Origin of the sequence: Bradyrhizobium sp. SK17, from assembly GCF_002831585.1 — a bacterium.
Classification (GTDB): Bacteria; Pseudomonadota; Alphaproteobacteria; order Rhizobiales; family Xanthobacteraceae; genus Bradyrhizobium.
In genome coordinates, this window is the sequence record NZ_CP025113.1 from 5,119,008 (window position 1) to 5,133,483 (window position 14,476).

Below are 14,476 nucleotides of genomic sequence, written 5' to 3' on the forward strand. Positions count from 1 at the left end.
ATCGCCAGCGAGAGTAGAGCAAGATCCGGAAAAGTGTGTAGCAGTTTTCCGGAAATTTTATGTTTAAACAACAGCCTGATGCGGGGAGATCATTCACCTCGACCTCGCGGCGTCCACGCTGCTTAGTCCTTGATTAGTCCTTGGCGCGTTCCACGTAGGAACCGTCCTCGGTCATGACCACGATGCGGGTGCCAGTGGAGACGTGCGGCGGCACACCGGTGCGGATTCCGTTCGACAGCACCGCGGGCTTGTAGGAGGACGAGGCGGTCTGGCCCTTGGTCACCGGCTCGGTCTCCACCACTTCCAACGTCACGCGCTGCGGCAGCTGGATCGCGACCGGATTGCCGTCGTGCATCGACAGCTTGACGGTCATGTTCTCCTGCAAATACGGCGCAGACGAACCGACGATCTCCTTGGAGACCTGGACCTGGTCGTAGTTGTCGTTGTTCATGAAGTGGAAGCCGTCGGCGTCTTCGTAGAGGTAGTTGTAGTTGTGGTCTTCGACGGTGGCCTTCTCGACCTGGTCGGTGGTCTTGTAGCGCTCCGACACCTTCACGCCGTCGCCGATGCGGCGCATTTCGATCTGGCTGACCGGGGTGCCCTTGCCGGGATGAATGTTTTCGGCGGAGAGGACCACATAGAGCTTGCCATCCTGCTCGATGATGTTGCCCTTGCGGATGGAACTGGCGATGACTTTCAAAGGTGTTTTCCTGAATTTGAGAAGCGGGGGCGCAAACCGGACCGGCAGCCCCTCGGCCGTGGCGGCGATTTCGGGCTGCAACATACTGATTTGTCCCTGAGATGCCAGTCTTTTGCGGTCCAATTCGGCAGTTTGGCAGCCGTCCCTGCCGCCCCGGATTGGCCCAATTTCCGGGCCGAATCGTGCCATCCGCCCCCGGTTCGGCCGTGGTGGCGCATGGACAAGGCCGGCATCTTTCGACAAGAAGGGATCAGCTTCGCCGCCTATTCCGGTGACCAACGCCGTGCCGACCATGAATCTGCTTCGAATCAACTGGTTATGCCCGACTCCTGAGCGGGGGTGGAGGCTTGTTGATGTCGAATCCAAGCGGACCCGTTGGCGATGACGGGGCACGACCAGCCCTCGCCGTGGTGGATGCCGCGGCGCTACGCCGACCGCAGGCCGTTCTTGCAGGCGCGGACCGCAATCACGCGAGCGCTCCGGGCGTGGTTCGAGGAGCAGGGATTTGCCGAGGTCGAGACCGCGATTCTACAGGTATCGCCGGGCAATGAGACGCATCTGCACGCCCCGCGGACCGAGCTCCGGCAGGCCGACGGCGCGCGTACGACACGTTATCTGCGCACCTCGCCGGAGTTCGCCTGCAAGAAGCTGCTCGCGGCCGGCGAGCCCAAGATCTACGAATTCGCGCGCGTGTTCCGCGATCGCGAGCGCGGCGATCTGCATCTGCCCGAATTCACCATGCTGGAATGGTACCGCGCCAATGCCGGCTATGACGCCATCATGGCCGATACAATCGTGGTGATCGCCCACGCGGCGCAGGCGACCGGAATCGGGCGGTTTTCATTCCGCGGCAAGATTGCCGATCCGTTTGCCGAGCCGGAGCTGCTGACGGTCGCGGCGGCTTTCGAACGCTTTGCCGGCATCGATCTGCTGGCGACGATCTCGGACGGCGAGGGCGACCGTGCCGCGCTGGCGGCGGCCGCGCACGCGCGGGTGCGGATTGCAGATGACGACACCTGGTCGGACATCTTCAGCAAGGTGCTGGTCGAGCATGTCGAGCCCAATCTCGGTCAGGGCCAACTGACGGTGCTGTTCGAATACCCGTCGCCGGAGGCCGCGCTGGCGCGCACCAAGGCGGGCGACCCACGCGTAGCCGAGCGTTTCGAGGTCTATGCCTGCGGCGTCGAGCTCGCCAACGGCTTTGGCGAGCTGACCGACGCGGCCGAGCAGCGCCATCGTTTCACCGCGGCGATGGACCAGAAGGCCCGCCGCTACGGCGAGCGCTATCCGCTCGACGATGACTTTCTCGCCGCGGTCGGCCAGATGCCGGAAGCCAGCGGCGTTGCGCTCGGCTTCGACCGGCTGGTGATGCTGGCGAGCGGCGCGCCGCGAATTGATCAGGTGGTCTGGACCCCGCCTGCAGGAGAGACATGAACAGGATCGATCCGAAACTGGCGGCGACCCTGCGCCAGCCGCACGAACTGGTCGAGGCTGGTCTCGCGCCGGTCGCTGCCCTTGCCGAGCTCGAACAGGTCGCTGCGCGCTACGCGGTCGCGGTGACACCTGAACTCGTCGCGTTGATTGATCCCGCCGATCCGGCCGACCCGATCGCGCGACAGTTCATCCCGAGTGCTGACGAACTCGTCGAGCAGCCCGGCGAGAACGTCGACCCGATCGGCGACGATGCGCATTCGCCGATCGCCGGGATCGTGCATCGCTATCCGGACCGGGTGCTGTTCAAGCTCGTTCATGTCTGCGCGGTCTATTGCCGGTTCTGTTTCCGGCGCGAAATGGTCGGACCGGGAAAGGCCACGGCCTTGTCCGACGACGCCTACGGCGCGGCGCTCGATTACATCCGTACCCATCCAGATATCTGGGAAGTCATCCTGACCGGCGGCGATCCGCTGATGCTGTCGCCGCGCCGGTTGACCGAGATCATGACCGATCTCGCCGGCATCGATCATGTGAAGATCATCCGCATCCACACCCGTGTTCCGATCGCCGATCCCGTGCGCATCAATCCCGATATGATCGCGGCGTTGCGGGTGGAGGGCGCGACGACCTGGATCGCGATCCACGCCAACCACCCCCGCGAACTGAGCGCCAATGCCCGCGCGGCATGTGCGCGGCTTGCCGATGCCGGTATTCCATTGGTCAGCCAGTCCGTCCTGCTGCGCGGCGTCAACGACGATGTGGCGACGCTGACGGCGTTGATGCGCGCCTTCGTCGGGTGCCGGATCAAGCCGTATTACCTGCATCACGGCGACCTTGCGCCAGGCACCGCACATTTGCGCACGACGATCGAAGCCGGGCAGGACTTGATGCGGGCCTTGCGCGGGCGCGTCTCGGGCCTGTGTCAGCCCGATTATGTCCTCGACATCCCCGGCGGCCACGGCAAGGCGCCGATCGGCCCGACCTATTTGTCGCAGCCGGCTTCCCGCGAACGTGAAGATGCCGCGGAACGACGATACCGTATCGTCGATTATTGCGGCGAGGTTCATCTTTATCCGCCGCAATCTTGAGGCGGATATGGGCGGGGCCGGGGACGGAGCGCAGGAGCCGCCCGAGGACGGCGGCAGCCGCAGCATCGAAAATGCTGTGATGTTCGGCATGTTTGCGCTGCTGGTCGGCGCGGGAATCTGGCTCCTTGGTGCGATGGCCGATATACGGAAGGTGCAGGATTGCGCAGCGCAGGGGCGACGCAACTGTGCTACCGTCGAAGTGCCGGAACGGGCGCGATAGGGTTGAGAAGCGGAGACGCGAGATGCGGAAGACAGTTTTGGTGATGGCTCTGATGTTGGTTGCGGCTGGAGCGTCCCAGGTTGGAATGTCCCCGGCTTGGGCGCAGCAGCAAGGTGGATCGTCCTCCGTGCAGAAGAATTCCGGGGTGCCGGAAGCGCCGATTGGACATCGTCAGCCCCGCCGCGGCGACATACCCAACGAAAAGAACATCAGCGATCCGAACAATACGGCGAACAAGGAAGACGCGGCGCTCGACAAGAAGATCAAGAGCATCTGCCGCGGGTGTTGACCTCCCGTGAGACGCCGGCGGAGCGCGACAGCTCCGCCGGCAACGCTCAATCGGTTCGGCCGTGTCAGGCCGAACGCTCCTGCAAGCCGTCGCGCCGCACGCTGCGTCTTGCGTCGACGGCATCGGCCAGCTGCTTCAATACGTCAGCGGTCGTTTCCAGATCGATGCAGCCGTCGGTGATGCTCTGGCCGTAGGTCAGTGGCTTGCCCGGTACGACGTCCTGGCGTCCGGCGACGAGATTGCTTTCGATCATCACGCCGATGATGCGTGCTTCACCGCCTGCCACCTGCTGCGCAATGTCGGCCGCAACCGCGGGCTGCTTCTCCGGCTTCTTGCTGCTGTTGGCGTGGCTGGTGTCGATCATCAACCGCGCTGCGACACCGGCGCGGCCGAGCTCGGCGGCGGCGGCATCGACGCTTGCTGCATCATAGTTCGGCACCCGGCCGCCACGCAGGATGACGTGGCAATCCTCGTTGCCGCTGGTGGCAGCAATCGCCGAACGGCCGCCCTTGGTGACCGCCATGAAGTGATGCGGGTGCGAGGCCGACTGCACCGCGTCCGCCGCGATCCGCACGCCACCGTCGGTGCTGTTCTTGAAGCCGACCGGGCACGACAGGCCGGACGCCAGTTCGCGATGGATCTGGCTTTCGGTGGTGCGCGCGCCGATCGCGGCCCAGGAGACCAGGTCGGCGATGTATTGCGGCGTCGTCATGTCGAGGAATTCGGTGCCGGCCGGCAAGCCGAGATTGTTCACCGCCGAGAGCACGTTGCGGGCGAGCCGCAGGCCCTTGTTGATGTCGAAGCTGCCGTCGAGGCCGGGATCGTTGATCAGCCCCTTCCAGCCGACGGTGGTGCGCGGCTTCTCGAAATAGACCCGCATCACGATCTCGAGGCGGTCGGCTAACTGTTCGCGCAGGCCGGCGAGGCGCTCGGCGTAATCGACGGCCGCCGCGGGATCGTGGATGGAGCAGGGGCCGACGACGACCAGCAGGCGGTCATCGGTGCCATTGAGGATCGCGTGGATGGCGTTGCGGGCGCCCATCACGACGCGGGTCGCCGTCAGGGTGCGCGGGACCTCCCGCATCACCTCTTCAGGCGTACTCAGCTCTTTCAATTCCTTGATGCGAAGATCGTCTGTCGTACTCAACACGGCTGGCTCCTTTGGATTTCGGACCTGCCGGCACACAAAAAAGCCGCCAGGTCTGGCGGCTTGTTTTGGATGTTTGCTGCAATTATTCAGATTGAGCGCGATCCTCCTGCCGCCAGCGAGTTGTCGTAGCTAAAGTACCAAAAATAGCTGGTGGCGACGGTGATCATGGGGCGGCTCTATAGCGCAGGGATTTGGGGATGTCACCCCCAAATGCAACCCCGCCGCGGTTCGCCGTCAGGTGTTGCACGCCGCCAACGCCATGCCGATCAGCAAATCGGAGTGTGTCGGCAAGCTTATTCCGGTTGCGCAAAAGGGCCACGTCGACGCGCGCCCGTCCTAGCTCTGGCCCGGCGCGGCCGGAAGACCTTCCGAGGCGGTTCGCATCCGGTTGCGGCCGAAGAAGTAGACGGCGGTGGTCGCGACCAGGAGCGCCAGCCCGATCAGGATCGAGGTGAAGCCGATCGGGATCAGGATGAACGACGCGTCGCGCTCGGGGTTGACGTACCAGTGGTGCAGCGAGGTGAGCAGGAAACAGACCCCGGCAAAGCCGGTCCCGCCGCCGATCAGCAGCACCGCCCACATCCGCCGCAACTGGCTGAGCCGCTCGCGCGCGATGTCTGTGCGCGGCGCGTGATGCTTGCCGAGGCGCCGCACCAGGCGGATCGCGAAGCCGATCGAGGAGAAACCGATCAGGACGCTGGCCGAACCGAGCAGCAGCCGCGTCGTCGAGCTGAGATCCGGAATGCGCTGGAGCGCCAGCAGCGGAAAATCGAACGCCGCATGCAGCGCGACCGGTGCGACCAGCACCAGCGCCCAGTTGGTGATGCGCGCCCAGTCGCGATGGCCGCGATAGGCGCCGAGCGCGCCGCCGGAGCGCGCGATCGCCAGGTAGGCGCCGGCGATGATGCCGAGCGCGCCGTGGAACGGCACGGTCAGCACGCTGCGCAGCGCTGCCAGCGCGCGCCACATGTCCTTGTGCTGGACGAGATAGGCGAGGTTCTCGTAAGCCGCAAATCCGAGGCCCGCGGCCGCACCATAGACCACTGTGTCCATCGGGTCGGCGAAGGCACGGCGCCGCGTCGAGATCGCGACGATGACCAGCACCTTGACGATCTCCTCCGGCGCCGCGACCCCGAATGCCGCGCGCACTGCCTGCGTCGCCCAGGGATTGTCGGGAATGGCGAGCAGCGCATTGAAGGGGATTCGCGCCAGTCCGAGCAGCGAGATGCTGGCCGCGCCGAGCACGAAGGCAAGCCATACCTGAACCGGAGGTCCGGGGCGCTCGTCGGCGGCGATCACCAGCCACAGCACCAGCAGCGCGGGGGCGATCGCGGCGGCGCCGATCACTGTCGGAAGCGACTCAAGCAACAACATGGGGCTCAATCTGTTCTCGTGAACGGCAAAAATGGCCACAAACCCAGCACTTTGCAAGGTGGTCGGCGGCGGCGGACGCGCGGTTGGGAGTTCACGTTTGGCTATTTCCGGCGGAGGCGGACGCGAGCGCGCTGATGAACGGCATGGTAGAAGTGCTTGATCAGACGGGAGACGTTACCGGGTGCATTTACGCGCAGCAGAGAGTCATACGCGATCGATCCTCAAGGCCGTCAGCTGGCGGACGCTCGGGACGCTCGATACGTTCGCCATCAGTTGGTTCATGACCGGCAAGGTTGCGCTCGCCGGCTCGATCGCCGGGCTCGAGATCGTGACCAAGATCGCCTGGTACTATCTGCACGAGCGGGCCTGGGCCGTGGTTCCGTTCGGACGACGCACCGGTTAGCACGCCGCTTGCGTCAGCAGGCGGTGGCAGGTTTCGACGAACACCTCGGCGCCCGTGACGATATCGGCATCGTCGGTGTTCTCGCTCCAGTGATGGCTGATGCCGCCGATCGACGGCACGAACAGCATCGCCGCCGGCATGAGCGTGGCAAGCACCTGCGCGTCGTGACCGGCGCCGCTCGGCATGCGGATCGATTTGCCGCCGGCGCAGGTCGCGCTGGCCGCCTCGATCGCATCCTGGAATGCCGGCGTCATCATCGCGGGCACGCCGGTGCGGATGCGCTCGACCTGCACGCCGCAGCCGCCCTGCGCGGTGGCCTCGGCCGCCAGACGATGCAGATGTTGCTCGAGACGCGCGATCACCTCGGGATTGTCGTCGCGGATCTGGAACAGCATCTCGGCGCCGCCGGGGATGATGCTGGGCGCGCCTGGGTCCAGCGTGATGCGGCCAGTGGTCCACACCGTGCGCGGTCCGCACAGGGCAGGGAAGCTGTCGTCGATCGCGACGCAGAACCGCGCCAGCGCCAGGCCCGCATCCTTGCGCACCGCCATCCGCGTGGTGCCGGCATGGTTCTGCGCACCGGTGAAGGTGATGCGGAACTGCCAGATACCGACGATGGAGGTGACGACGCCGATCTTGAGCCCGCTGCTTTCCAGCGTGTCGCCTTGCTCGATATGGGCTTCGAGATAGCCGATATGGCGGGAAGCCTCGGCGGTGAGGCGAGGGCGGCCGGCAAAGCCTGCATCCTGCAATGCCTGTCGCATCGCGCGGCCGCTCGAGCGGTCGCGCGCGGCATCGATGTCGGCCTCGCTCACTGCGCCGGCGAACGAGCGGCTGCCGAGGAAACTGCCGAAATGGCCTTCCTCGTCGCACCAGGCGGCGACTTCGACCGCGCCGTTGATGCCGGGATCTCGGTTGATGACGCGCGCGGCTTCCAACGCATAGATCACGCCGAGCGGTCCATCGAGCCAGCCGGCATGGTTCTGGCTCTCGAGATGCGAGCCTGCGAGCAGCTTTGGTCCCGCCTTTGTGCTGCTGCCGAACACGTTGCCGATCCCGTCGATGGTTGCGGTGAGGTCCGCATCGGGCAGGCGTGCCGCAAGCCAGTCGAGCGAGCGCAGATGCGGTTCCGAGAATGTCGGCTTGTGTACACCGCTTTTGTAGGCGCCGATCGCGCGTAGCGCGTTGAGATCGGCGAGCACGCGCTTGCCGTCGAAGCGATGGTTGATGGCGGGCATTGGTTGGACTCCGGACTAGCGTGTTCGACGGCGCGTTGGCGCCGCAATCCCGTCTTGATGCCGTCGCGGTCGGATGCGACGAACCAAACAAGGCAAACGATTTCTTAGCGGTTCTGCTCTTAGGTCGCAGTACTGATGTCGCGGTACGAATAGCGTGTGAGTGTGATCATGTCTGCATTCCGGAACTGGGCTCGTAAGGCCGCCGTGTTGTTTCTTCCGATCGCGCTCGGTGCCTGTGCGCAATATTCGCAGCAATACAGCATGTCCACGCCGGCGCCGGGAACCGGCCCGCTGGCGTGGGATGGTGCCGGACAGGATCCCAATCTGCCGCAGCCGCGACGCCATGCGCGGAATACGTCGCCGGCGGTGGCCGAGACGTCCGACATACAAGTGTCGGAAGCGGACGCCGACGATCGACTGGCGCGCAAGCTCGTGATTTGCAGCACCTGCATCAAGCAGGCGCCGGCGGCGCAGCCGAACAATCGCCAGGATGTCGCAAGCGCAGCCAATCACTAGCGCGCCCAAGCCGCGAAGCAGTTCACTGCGAAAGCCGCGGATCTCGTTTGCGCAGGGACTAACCGCGAACGGTCCCGCGCGAGCGCTGGATGTTCATCCCGTGCGCTGGCCTTAGTTAGGCCACGATATCGCTTGATGCGCAGGCCCATGTCGTTCCGTCGATTCCTCATCCCCGCCGTCGTCGTCGCGCTTGCCGCCGCAATCCTGATTCACGCCGGCGGTTCGCGGGCGCATGCCCATGTGCCGTCGCATTGTGGTTTCTGGACCTCGATCGAGGCCGGATTGTCCTGCAGGTAGGCGGCCATCCCCGGAAAAGCGTTCTGAACGCTTGCCCGACCGGCCAATCGCCACTATACGTTCGCCCGTCGCGACCGTTGACGGTCATGACCAGTCCGGCGCATCTCACGTCTAACGTATTGATCTGCCGGGAGTTTTGCTCCCTTCGTCTATCGGTTAGGACGCCACCCTTTCACGGTGGAGAGAGCGGTTCGATTCCGCTAGGGAGCGCCAATGTTTCCAACGCATATCCCATCCGAGCCGCGAGCCCGTCCAACGTGACTGCGTTCAATGCCCATGCATGCGGGCATGACGCGGCAGGGGAGTTCCGTCGGCGGCTGCGCGGCTAACCGGGGTGCGCATTTAATCGACGGTCGTTTTGATATCCTGCGGGCGGTTGAAATTAATGTTTAATTTAACCCGTCGCTTGACCGACTCTTTTGCCCCTGATTAGAAGCCTGCGCGAGATTTTTAATCCATTGGGAGCATGCGATGTTGCGCCAGGTTGCGCTCGGACTAGTGATGGCTGCGGCGATTGCCGCGCCTGCGGCGAATGCCTCGACCCTCACCGGCGTGCTGACCGCGGACAACGGATTTCAGGCTTACATCAGCTCGAGCGACTCCACGCTCGGCACACTGATCACCCCCGGCGGCACCGGCGTTGACTGGCGCAACCCGCAGTCGTTCAGCCTGAACCTCGGCGCCGGGACCTGGTACCTGCACATCGTGGCGGAGAACTACGCCTCGGATTCCGATCACACCACGACGCCGTCGAGCGGCAGCAATCCGAACGCCATCCTGGGTCAGTTCAACCTGCTCGGCGGTGGACTGTTCGGCAACGGTTCAGCCACGCTCCTGACGTCGACGGATGCCGCCTGGCGCGCCCAGACGGTCACCGCCGGCTCGTCCTGGAGCACTCCGTCCGGAGCGGCCGCCTTGCAGGCGGGTGACAGCAGCAATGGCGGCGCCAACATCTGGACCGGCGCGTATGGCGGGCCGATCGCGGGCATCAGCACGAATGCACAGTGGATCTGGGGCAGCGGCGACAACACCGGGCAGGCCTTCTTCTCCACCACGATCTCCGCCGTCCCCGAGCCTTCGACCTGGGCGATGATGATCCTGGGCTTCTCCGGACTCGGCTTCCTGGCCTATCGGCGGCGCAATGCGCTGAGCGCGGCCTGATCCTCAGCTGATCGGCGTTGATAGCAAGACCGCCTTCGGGCGGTCTTTTTGTTTTCCGGATCAGGGAGGCGAGGTCGGCGAGGCTCGTGGCGCCGCCTTCCGTTGGTCGTTTGCCGCGGAGCCAATCAGGTTCCTGAATTCGGAGTATATTAATTATCCATTTCACATCGCCCCCGCCGTCCTCCTAAAACCAAACTGGCGAAAGTCTGACGCGTTGACGGGCCGAAACAGGCCCGACTGATGCGACTATTTTTTGAGGCTGGTGTTCAAATGAAGTTATTGCTGAATTTTGGATCGATTGTCGCAGGATTGGCCCTGCTATGTGTCGGTGCCTCTAGCGCAACGGCGTCAGTGGTTACCGAGCGTTACACCGTCGACATCGCCGTGACCGATGACACCACGGGAAATACGATCACGACGACCGGCTATATCGACACCGACGGAAAGACCGGCGCACTGTCGAAGTCCGATATCCTGGCTTTCAGTCTGACCATCGGAACTCACGTCGCGGACAAGCTTTCGAACATGTCTTTCAGTGGAAGTAACGTCCTGGAAGCGGTCGGCAGCAATCTCATATTCAATTTTGACGGCAATTTCGGTCCGAGCGGGCATTCCTTGCTACTCTTTTCCAATGACGGCCAGGCGGATCTCATCCTGTTTTCTTTTGGGGAGATCGACGACGACTACCCTGTGGCCGGCGCATCCCATAGTACGGGCTCGCCCGCCTCGATCGCGTTCGGAACCAACGGGACCATTTTGACCGCTGCGGTCCCGGAGCCTGCCACTTGGGTCATGATGATCCTTGGCTTCTGCGGACTGGGCTTTCTGGCTCGTCGTAAGCGCAACCGGCCGCTGCTCGGACAACTGATTTGATTGAGGGCTTCATGAAGATGTCCCGTGCCTGGTTGATTGCCGCGCTCCTTGCGGCAGGTGCAACCCGACCTGCCGCAGCGCTCCCGCTCACGAGCGATCTGTTGACCAACTTCAACGCGATCGTCACCAACTTCAGCTCACAGTCCGACACCGTCGGAGCGGTGATGATCGGCGGCAATCTGTCGGGCCCGAGCACGACATTCGATACCCAGGGTTATCAACCGACGGCCTCTTCGCTTTCGGGCTACGGTGGGGTCAACATCTACGGAAATGCCTCCGGCGGCCCGTACAACGTCAACAATCTGACGGTGCATGTCGGAGGTTCGCAGAACGCGACCTTCTCGGGTGCCAGCAAGGTCACCTCCAATTACGCCTTTCCCTACAGTTACAGCTCGATTGCGGGGCAGCTGACGCAGGTCTCGAGCGCGCTCTCCAAGATGGCGACAACTGGGTCGTCCGGTCTCGCCATCATTTCGCAGAACAGCTCTATCTTTACCGCCCAGCCGGTGAACGGTGTCGCCGTGATCAATATCACTGCCGCCCAGCTGGAGCAGGTCAGCAATCCGACCTTCGACCTCAACGGCGCAAAGCTGCTGGTCGTCAACGTCGACGGAAACTTTTCCACTGGGTCGGGAAACTTCAACGACAGCAACTACGCGTCGGACATATTGTGGAATTTCTACGACGCGACGAGCCTCAACTTCGGCGTCGAATTCGGCGGCACCGTTCTTGCTCCCAACGCAACCGTGTCAAGCTCCAGCCCGATCGATGGGACGCTGTTCGCCGCCTCGTTCCAAGGCAACGGCGAACTGCACTTCAAGACCCTCACTGACGCCAGCTATCTGAATTCGGTCGGGTCCGTTCCCGAAGCTTCTACCTGGACAATGCTGTTGCTTGGTTTCGCTGGTCTCGGCTTGGCGTCCTGTCGCCGGATCAAGAGCGAGCGCCGCTCCGGCGTCGATGCCAAAGCGCAGTTCGGCTAGATCCAACCAGAACCCAGTTTGCTCTAGGCACGACGCGGGAAGAGCAGGGTGGCTTTCCCGGGGAGCTCACGCTCAAGCGATGGGCTCCGCTCTACGGATCGGTCTGGATCGCTTGCATGATCGAGTCGCGAAGCCACTTATGGCCGGGATCGCGTTCGCTGCTCACATGCCACATCAGATAGGCATGCTGCTCGGGTAGCTTCATCGGAACTTCGTGGATGTCGAGATCGAAGTTCCGAGCGATCTCGTTGGCGAAGCGGCGCGGCAGGAAGCCGATCAGGTCGGTGCGCTCGATCATCGGTGCCATCGACCAGATCTTGCCGACCATATAGGGCGTGCGGCGGGCGGTGTCGGCGGCGATCAGCTTCTTGTCGACGCCGGTGAAGCCGCGCAGCTCGCGGCCGATCGCGATTTGCGGCAGCCGGCGCAGGGTGTCGATGTCGAGCGGCTTCTTAATTCCAGGGTGATCGCGTCGGCTCAGGATGACGAGCTCGATCGGACATAGCACCTGCGTGACGATGTCCTTGCTGTCGATCGGAAAAGCAAAGCAGGCAAGATCGATCCCGCCGTCGCGGATATCCTCGGCAAATCTCGCGGTGGCCTGCACGCATTCGATCTCGATACCCGGCGCCTCGGTGGTGATGGCGCGCACGATAGGCGGCATCAGGATCGGCTCGAAGGGATCGGCGATGATGACCCGAAACTGCCGCTGGTAGGTCGAGAGATCGATCGAGTCAGAGGTGATGAGCTGGCTACCGATCACGCCCAGCGCCTCGCGCACGGGGCGGATGATCTCGTTGGATTTGCTGGTCGGCTTCAGTCCGCGCGTATCCCGCACGAAGAGCTGATCGCCGATCAGGTCGCGCAGCCGGCCAAGTGCATTGGACACCGCGGGTTGGCTCATGCCGAGCCGCTCGGCGGCACGCCCGGTGCTGCCCGTGGCGTAGAGCGCCTCGAAGATCACGAGCAAATTGAGGTCGATCTTGCGGAGGTTGAACGCCATCGTGGCTCAAACGACTTTCCGCCTGTTGGTCGGTTGCTGGCGGGCCGGGGGCAGGGCAATGAAAGCCCCTAGATACCGAACATTTCATTTGGTTCCCACCCTCCTTCTGGGAACAAGATGAACGAACGTGGTTTGCAGCCGTCACCGAGATCGACACTTCGTGCTGCTGGATCGAGCGCGCAACGCACGTCGCGGCTGTCGATTCCGCGCGCCAAAGGTCTGTTTTGGTTGAAGTTTGCAGGGCGGCGTGCTCGCCGTTCCGGAATCGCTGCAAACCGCTGATATTTCGCAACCCTTTGTAAAGCCAACGGCGGTAGGGCTGAACCTTGGGGATGAAGTGATGGCTCTTGGGACCAGGAAGCGCGAAACGCGCAAATCGTTGCGTCAGTCCGGCTGGATCACGCTCGACGGCGGCTTCGCCGCGCGGCCTTGCGTGGTCGAGGACATTTCCTCGTCCGGCGCAAAGATCACCGTCCAGGACAACAACACGCTGCCGGCCAAGCTGCGGCTGGCGTTTTCGCGGGACGCCCGCACCGGGCGCGCCTGCGAGGTGGTGTGGCGCGAAGGCAAGACCTTCGGCGTCCGGTTCGTGCGCTGAAGCCTGACCACGTCGGTCTTTCGACGGTTCTGCCCGATCGCGTCATGCGCTGGCCTGATCCCGCGACACGCGTTAAGAAGTTCTAATGCGCACGACCTGCTTCGCCGTCATCGCCGTCCTGATTCCTGCCGCTGCGTCCGCGCAGCAGGGCGACCGCTGGAATCTTCGGACGCCGCCCGACGCCGGGAAAACCCTGCCGTCCAAGTCCGCGACCCGGAGCAACGCCTGTGCGTCGTATGGACCGGGCTTCGTCAAGGTCGAGGGCTCCGACACCTGCGTGAAGCTCGGCGGCGCCATTCGCGTCGACGGCGTCGTCTCCGGCGGTCGCTGAGCGGCCCGACGCTCACGACATCGGTGGCGCCACGAAGCGGATGAAGCCCGGCCGCTGCGCGATCTCGCCGAACCAGCGCTCGAGATTGGGCAGTGTCGGCTTCGTCACGCCCTCGACGCCGAGCCAGCGCCGCGCAAAAGTGCCGAGCGCGATGTCGGCGATCGTGAACTGATCGCCCTCGACGAAGCGGCGGCTGGCGAGTTGCGCCTCGACGACCCGCCACACGATGCCCTCCGCATCGGCGTCCTTCTGGATCTGGACCATGTCACGCTTCTCGGGCGGCGTGCGCACCAGCGCCCAGAATACCGGGCGGTCGACCGGCTGCAGCGTCGACAGCGTCCAGTCGAGCCAGCGGTCGACGGCGGCGCGCGCCTTCGGCGCCTGCGGGTAGACCGGCGAGCCCTGGCCATGCGCCATGCAGAGATAGCGCATCACCGAATTGGATTCCCACAGCACGTAGTCGCCCTCGACCAGCGTCGGGATGCGCCCGTTCGGATTCATCGCGAGATAGTCGGGCTGGTCGTTCCGGCCGAACTGCATGCCGGCATCGATGCGCTGATAGGGCACGTCGAGCTCGGCGAGGCACCAGAGAACCTTCTGTACATTGACCGAGTTGGCCCGGCCCCAGATCGTCAGTTGCGGCTTGCTGTCCATCACGTTTCTTCCCGCGGTTGCGCTTTGCGCGTTCTTAGAGGAATAGCCGGAGAAAAGCGCGGGATGAATTGTATCGCGAGCAAAAAACAGGCTCCGCCGCAGTGCGGCAGAGCCTCACGCTCATGCATGGCGCATCAAGATACGATCAGCGCCCGAACAACAAC

Annotated in this window: 17 protein-coding genes, 1 tRNA gene and 1 pseudogene; 13 read left to right on the forward strand and 6 right to left on the reverse strand. The window is 63.8% G+C overall.

Going from position 1 to position 14,476, the window contains the following annotated elements:
- Positions 1–133: 133 nt before the first annotated feature.
- A complete protein-coding gene (gene efp, locus CWS35_RS23455; RefSeq protein WP_021081155.1) occupies positions 134–700 on the reverse strand; it encodes an elongation factor P in 567 nt (188 codons plus the stop codon).
- Positions 701–1,081: 381 nt separating this feature from the next.
- On the opposite strand from efp, the gene epmA reads away from it, so the two are divergent.
- The 4 genes from epmA to CWS35_RS23475 are packed head-to-tail and all read left to right on the forward strand — an operon-like array spanning position 1,082 to position 3,731.
- Complete coding sequence (gene epmA, locus CWS35_RS23460) at positions 1,082–2,134, forward strand: EF-P lysine aminoacylase EpmA (RefSeq protein ID WP_100954009.1); 1,053 nt, start codon at positions 1,082–1,084, stop codon at positions 2,132–2,134.
- Complete coding sequence (locus CWS35_RS23465) at positions 2,131–3,222, forward strand: lysine-2,3-aminomutase-like protein (protein ID WP_024578368.1); 1,092 nt, start codon at positions 2,131–2,133, stop codon at positions 3,220–3,222. The genes epmA and CWS35_RS23465 overlap by 4 nt, the downstream gene beginning before the upstream one ends.
- Positions 3,152–3,442 carry a hypothetical protein gene (locus tag CWS35_RS23470; RefSeq protein WP_244442097.1) on the forward strand — a complete coding sequence of 97 codons (291 nt, stop codon included), beginning with the start codon at positions 3,152–3,154 and terminating at the stop codon, positions 3,440–3,442. The genes CWS35_RS23465 and CWS35_RS23470 overlap by 71 nt, the downstream gene beginning before the upstream one ends.
- A gap of 22 nt (positions 3,443–3,464) precedes the next feature.
- Positions 3,465–3,731, forward strand: a complete 267-nt coding sequence (locus CWS35_RS23475) for a hypothetical protein (RefSeq protein WP_024578366.1) — start codon at positions 3,465–3,467, stop codon at positions 3,729–3,731.
- A gap of 64 nt (positions 3,732–3,795) precedes the next feature.
- Here the strand turns inward: CWS35_RS23475 and CWS35_RS23480 are convergent, their stop codons facing one another.
- Together CWS35_RS23480 and CWS35_RS23485 are read right to left on the reverse strand one after the other, a co-directional pair.
- A complete protein-coding gene (locus CWS35_RS23480; RefSeq protein WP_024578365.1) occupies positions 3,796–4,881 on the reverse strand; it encodes a 3-deoxy-7-phosphoheptulonate synthase in 1,086 nt (361 codons plus the stop codon).
- Positions 4,882–5,217: 336 nt separating this feature from the next.
- Positions 5,218–6,255, reverse strand: coding sequence for a PrsW family glutamic-type intramembrane protease (locus CWS35_RS23485; protein ID WP_024578364.1), 1,038 nt, complete (start codon positions 6,253–6,255; stop codon positions 5,218–5,220).
- Positions 6,256–6,436: 181 nt separating this feature from the next.
- On the opposite strand from CWS35_RS23485, the gene CWS35_RS23490 reads away from it, so the two are divergent.
- Positions 6,437–6,658, forward strand: coding sequence for a DUF2061 domain-containing protein (locus tag CWS35_RS23490; RefSeq protein ID WP_024578363.1), 222 nt, complete (start codon positions 6,437–6,439; stop codon positions 6,656–6,658).
- Here CWS35_RS23490 and CWS35_RS23495 read toward each other — a convergent pair.
- Positions 6,655–7,896, reverse strand: coding sequence for a Zn-dependent hydrolase (locus tag CWS35_RS23495; protein WP_100954011.1), 1,242 nt, complete (start codon positions 7,894–7,896; stop codon positions 6,655–6,657). The two genes, CWS35_RS23490 and CWS35_RS23495, sit on opposite strands and share 4 nt — an antisense overlap.
- Positions 7,897–8,064: 168 nt before the next feature.
- On the opposite strand from CWS35_RS23495, the gene CWS35_RS23500 reads away from it, so the two are divergent.
- From CWS35_RS23500 to CWS35_RS23520, 6 genes and pseudogenes are all read left to right on the forward strand, one after another.
- Positions 8,065–8,412: a hypothetical protein gene (locus CWS35_RS23500; protein ID WP_157817212.1), complete on the forward strand. Its 348-nt coding sequence runs from the start codon at positions 8,065–8,067 to the stop codon at positions 8,410–8,412.
- 147 nt (positions 8,413–8,559) lie between these two features.
- On the forward strand, positions 8,560–8,709 hold the full coding sequence (locus CWS35_RS39590) for a hypothetical protein (protein WP_168226367.1): 150 nt from the start codon (positions 8,560–8,562) through the stop codon (positions 8,707–8,709).
- Between the two features lie 138 nt (positions 8,710–8,847).
- Positions 8,848–8,922: transfer RNA gene (locus tag CWS35_RS23505), tRNA-Glu, on the forward strand.
- Positions 8,923–9,759: 837 nt separating this feature from the next.
- Positions 9,760–9,870: pseudogene (locus CWS35_RS40665) on the forward strand (PEPxxWA-CTERM sorting domain-containing protein); the annotation flags it as partial.
- Positions 9,871–10,140: 270 nt separating this feature from the next.
- Positions 10,141–10,743, forward strand: a complete 603-nt coding sequence (locus tag CWS35_RS23515; RefSeq protein ID WP_210202720.1) for a PEPxxWA-CTERM sorting domain-containing protein — start codon at positions 10,141–10,143, stop codon at positions 10,741–10,743.
- Positions 10,744–10,754: 11 nt separating this feature from the next.
- A complete protein-coding gene (locus tag CWS35_RS23520) occupies positions 10,755–11,726 on the forward strand; it encodes a choice-of-anchor A family protein (protein WP_100954017.1) in 972 nt (323 codons plus the stop codon).
- Between the two features lie 91 nt (positions 11,727–11,817).
- On the opposite strand, the gene CWS35_RS23525 is transcribed toward CWS35_RS23520, so the two are convergent.
- On the reverse strand, positions 11,818–12,729 hold the full coding sequence (locus tag CWS35_RS23525) for a LysR family transcriptional regulator (RefSeq protein WP_024578357.1): 912 nt from the start codon (positions 12,727–12,729) through the stop codon (positions 11,818–11,820).
- Positions 12,730–13,069: 340 nt separating this feature from the next.
- Between CWS35_RS23525 and CWS35_RS23530 the strand changes: the two genes are divergently transcribed.
- Together CWS35_RS23530 and CWS35_RS23535 are read left to right on the forward strand one after the other, a co-directional pair.
- Positions 13,070–13,327, forward strand: coding sequence for a PilZ domain-containing protein (locus CWS35_RS23530; RefSeq protein WP_024578356.1), 258 nt, complete (start codon positions 13,070–13,072; stop codon positions 13,325–13,327).
- 85 nt (positions 13,328–13,412) lie between these two features.
- A complete protein-coding gene (locus CWS35_RS23535) occupies positions 13,413–13,658 on the forward strand; it encodes a porin (protein ID WP_100954019.1) in 246 nt (81 codons plus the stop codon).
- A gap of 12 nt (positions 13,659–13,670) precedes the next feature.
- Here CWS35_RS23535 and CWS35_RS23540 read toward each other — a convergent pair whose 3' ends face one another.
- A complete protein-coding gene (locus CWS35_RS23540; RefSeq protein WP_100954021.1) occupies positions 13,671–14,312 on the reverse strand; it encodes a glutathione S-transferase family protein in 642 nt (213 codons plus the stop codon).
- Between the last annotated feature and the right edge of the window lie 164 nt (positions 14,313–14,476).